This window comes from Actinomadura sp. BRA 177, from assembly GCF_013372625.1.
Lineage (GTDB): Bacteria > Actinomycetota > Actinomycetes > Streptosporangiales > Streptosporangiaceae > Spirillospora.
The window spans coordinates 1-4,113 of the sequence record NZ_JABXFD010000284.1 but is presented as its reverse complement, the minus strand read 5'-3'; the positions used below and the strand labels follow the sequence as shown (position 1 = coordinate 4,113).

Sequence of the window (4,113 nt, the reverse complement as noted above, 5' to 3'; positions counted from 1 at the left end):
CCCGGCAAGGTGTGCACCGCCGCGTACACGTCCACCAACAGCTGGGGCGGCGGCTACCAGGGCGAGATCAAGGTCACCAACACCGGCACGCTGCCGCTCAACGGCTGGATGGCCCACTTCACCTTCGCCAACGGCGAGACGGTCGGCAGCCTGTGGAACGGCACCTACACGCAGTCCGGCCCGGACGTCACGGTCAACAACGCGAGCTGGAACGGCTCGCTGGCCGTCGGCGCCTCGGCCACGTTCGGGTTCACGGTCAACGCCCCCAGCGGGGCGACGACCCTCGAACCGCACTGCATGACCTCCTGACACAGCAACCGCTCCCAACAGGAACACGGCCCGCGGCGTCCGACAGGGGACGCCGCGGGCCGCCCCCCTCCCCGTTGACTTGCGGCGTGTTGCCCTTATGGAAGCGCTCATAAGGGCAACACGCCGCAAGTCAACGAAGGGGGGCGGACAGGGAGAGGCCCCGTGACCGGGAGCGGGTCACGGGGCCTGTTTCCTGGTGGGGTTACTGGACGGGCGGGTAGGCGTTCTGCAGCAGCTCCTGGAACTGCGCGGAGAACCAGTGCCCGGACAGCGGCGCGTTGGGCAGGGCGCCGCTCATGTGGTCGTTGTTACGCGGGTTGCCGGTGTACGTGGGGTCGCACATCCGGTCGAAGCCCTTGCCCTCGTCGTTCGGGATCTCGGAGCTGGCCCCGTCCGACTCGCCCGGAGGCTTGATCCAGACGTAGGCGTCGATGCCCGCCGCGGGCGCGGCCTTCGGGCGCTCGCCGAGCCCCGCGCCGGACTGGTTGCACCAGTTGCCGAGGTGGATGCGCCGGTCGATGCGGCCGCCGTCGACGTAGGCGTTGACGTCCGTCTGCGGGCCGGGCCCGGTCGGGCGCTCGGAGCCGCCCCAGCCGTTGCGGCTGGTGTCGATCAGCATGCCGATGCCGGAGTCGAAGCCGTCGCTGATGAGCTCCTGCCGGAACGCCTGCGCGTAGGACTGCTCGTCCACGTAGCGGTTCCAGTCCACCCACGAGGACTGGCGGACGGACGTGCCGTTCACCGAGTCGTTGATGGTGAAGTAGGGCTCCTTCAGCGCCCCGTAGTTGGCGGTGTTGGTGATGAAGCCGGCCACGTTGCTCTTGGCGCCGGACATCTCGGCGGTGTCGGCGAGCAGCTGCGCGGACGGGCCGAAGTTGTCGTCCCAGCCGAGCCAGCCGTGGTGGCCGATGTCGATGTAGTTGTAGACGTTGGAGTAGGCGCCGAGCTTCTGCAGCGCGTAGGCGATGCCCTTCTCGTAGTTGCCGTTCGCCTTCATGACGTCGCAGTTCTCGGTGGCGGTCGGCCGGTCGCCGGCGTTGGTGATCAGGTTCGGCAGCGAGTCGATCTCCACGACCGTGACGATCCGCAGGTCGGCGTACTTGGCGTCACCAACGATCTGGGCGATCGGGTCGATGAAGTCCGACTTGTACCGGTCGAGCTCCGTCGGGCCGAGCTCGCCGTTGGACGCCAGCGCGGCGCAGTCGCGTCCGGGCAGGTCGTAGACGACGAGCTGGATCACCCCGGCGCCCTGGCTGAGCGCCTCGTCGAGGTGGTCGCGCAGGCCCATGCCGCCGTTCACGCCCTCGATCGCGGCGATCCGGTCCAGCCACACACCGGTCGGCTGGTTCGAGACCGCGTCGCCGCCGGGCTCGGCGGCGGCCTTGGCCGACCACTCGGGGTTCACGTACACCTTCGCGCCGGCGTACGGGTTGTCGACGCGGTCACCGGTCGGCGGCTGGGTCACCGGCGGCGTGGTGGGCGGCTCGGTGTCGTCGCCGCCGCCCGTCGAGCCGTCGCACACCGTCCCGTTCAGCTTGAACTGGGCGGGCTTGGCGTTCGAGCCGGAGTAGGTGCCCTGGAAGCCGGGGGTGACCGACGCGTTCGCGCCGAGCGACCCTCCCCAGCTCGGGTTCTTCACGGTGACGTGCTTGCCGGACTGGGTGAACGTGCCGTTCCAGCCGTTGGTCACCTGCTGGTTCCCCGCGAAGTCCCACTCCAGCGTCCAGCTGCTGAGCGCGTCGCCGAGGTTGGTGACCTTCACGTTGGCGGTGAAGCCGGAGCCCCAGTCGTTGGTGGTGTAGTCGACGGTGCAGCCGGCGGCCGCGCTGGCCTGGGCCTGGGCCAGCGCGACCGTGCCTGAGGCGAGCAGGACGGCCGTCGCCGCGGCCGTTACGCCGCGGCGCCGGGCGCCGGGCCTCCTGCGCGCAGGGGGGTGCTTCATGCGGGTTTCCTCTCCATCGGGGTGAGCGGATCTCTTACCGGAGCGGGTCAGGGGGTCGACTGCAGGTGGGCGCGGAACCCGGCGCCGTACGAGGTCGGGGTGCCGTCGTAGGAGCTGATCAGCGAGGGGCCGGAGGAGCAGTCCCAGGTGTTCCACGTCCAGCCGAGGTAGGACGCGCCGTGCTCGTCCAGCCAGGCCATGAGCGTGTCGATGTAGGAGTGGCCGCAGGTGTTCTCGCCGATCTCGCCGGCGACGAGCGGGACCTGCTCGGCGACGGGCGCGAGCTGCTGGTCCCAGCAGGACGCGTCCTTGCAGTAGTTGAAGTTGTAGGAGTGCCAGGCGGCCGCGAGGTTCCCGGTGGGGTCGGACGGCTTCTGCGCGAGCCACTGGGACAGGTCGTTGGAGTAGCTGCTGCCGGCGACCATCACGACGTTCTGCGCCCCGGTGGAGCGGACGGCGTCGAGCAGGTCCTGCATTCCGGCGGCCTCGTAGGTGAGGCCGGTGCAGTCCGCGCCGCCGTCCCGCCAGCACTTCCAGGACTGGGCGTAGTCCATGACCTGGAGATTGTTCGGGTACGGCTCGTTGAAAAGGTCGAAGACGACGGCCGTGTCGTTCTTGTACGCGGCGGCGAGCTGCTTCCAGAACTCGGGCGCGTATTCGGCGTCCGGCATCGGCTTCTGGCATTCGGCGTTCGCGGTGTCGCAATGGTTGTCATTGCCAGTCCACAGGCCGTGGCTCCAATGCAGCTCCAGAATGGGCGTGATGCCGTTCTTTTCGAGAAGGGCGACGTAGTCCTTGACCGCGTTCTGGTACGTGGCGCCGCGGTAGGCCGGGTCGACGTTGCCCAGGCCCAGCCAGCAGTCGGAGTTGAGCGGCACCCGGACGGCGTTGACGTTCCAGCTCCGGATGGCCGCGACCGACGCCGCGTCCATCGGGCCGTCCCAGATGCCGTTGCCCTGGACGCAGGCGAACTCGCCGCCGGACCGGTTCACCCCGCGCAGCCGCACGGTGTTCCCGGAGGCGTCCACGAACGTGTTCCCGGAGACCTTCAACTTCGGCGCCGTCCCGTCGGACGGGGGAGTGGTCGGCGGGGTCGTCGGCGGTGTCGTGGGCGGCGTTTCGGTCGGTTCCGTATCGCCGTTGCAGGTCGTCCCGTTCACCGCGAAGTCGATGGGAGCGGCGTTGCCGCCGCTGTAACTGAACTGGGCTCCGGCCTGCACGGCGGCGCCGGTCGCGAGGGAGCCGTTCCAGCTCTCGTTCACGACCGTGACGGTCTTGCCGGACTGCGACCAGCGCCCGTTCCAGCCGTTCGCCAGCTGCTGGTTCCCGGTGTAGGAGTACGTCAGCGTCCAGCCGCTGACGGCCGGGCCCCGGTTGGTGATCGTGACGGCGGCCGTGAAGCCGGTGCCCCAGTCGTTGGTGCTGTAGTCGACCTGGCAGGCGACGGCGGCGTGGGCGGCCGGCGCGCCGAGCACGGCCCCGGCGCCCGCGACGAGCGACCCGGCCGCGCAGACGGCGCCGGTCAGCGCGGCCACCGCGGCGGTGCGCGGGGAAGGCGATCTCATGGGATCTCCGCTTTCACGTCGGATCTTTCAGCTTGGGAGCGCTCCCACTCCTGGACTGCGGTGAACGTAGAACGGGCCGGACGCGGCATGGAAGACCTGTTCCATTCCTTTCACGAATTTTCACGGCGCCTCGTGCGCGCGGTGAGGGACGGGAGAGGCGCGGGGGATTTCCAAAATCCGGCTGGCCTGTGACACTTGACACAATCGGCCTGCGATTCGATTCTTGGGAGCGCTCCCACTACTCCCGACCCGGTCCACCCCGCCAAGGCCCGGGACCCCCCGAAGGGAGTGCCCAAG

Annotated in this window: 3 protein-coding genes; 1 reads left to right on the top strand and 2 read right to left on the bottom strand. The window is 69.4% G+C overall.

Annotated features, from left to right (window positions below):
• The coding region (locus HUX53_RS12835; protein WP_176403400.1) for a cellulose binding domain-containing protein at positions 1-309 on the top strand (309 nt) is incomplete at its 5' end.
• A 202-nt stretch (positions 310-511) separates the two neighbouring features.
• Here the strand turns inward: HUX53_RS12835 and HUX53_RS12830 are convergent.
• Entirely contained in the window at positions 512-2,251 is a 1,740-nt protein-coding gene (locus HUX53_RS12830) for a glycoside hydrolase family 6 protein (protein WP_176403399.1), read from the bottom strand.
• A 47-nt stretch (positions 2,252-2,298) separates the two neighbouring features.
• The gene (locus tag HUX53_RS12825; protein WP_176403398.1) at positions 2,299-3,816 is read right to left on the bottom strand and encodes a cellulase family glycosylhydrolase; all 1,518 of its coding nucleotides are present in this window, start codon (positions 3,814-3,816) and stop codon (positions 2,299-2,301) included.
• Positions 3,817-4,113: the final 297 nt, after the last annotated feature.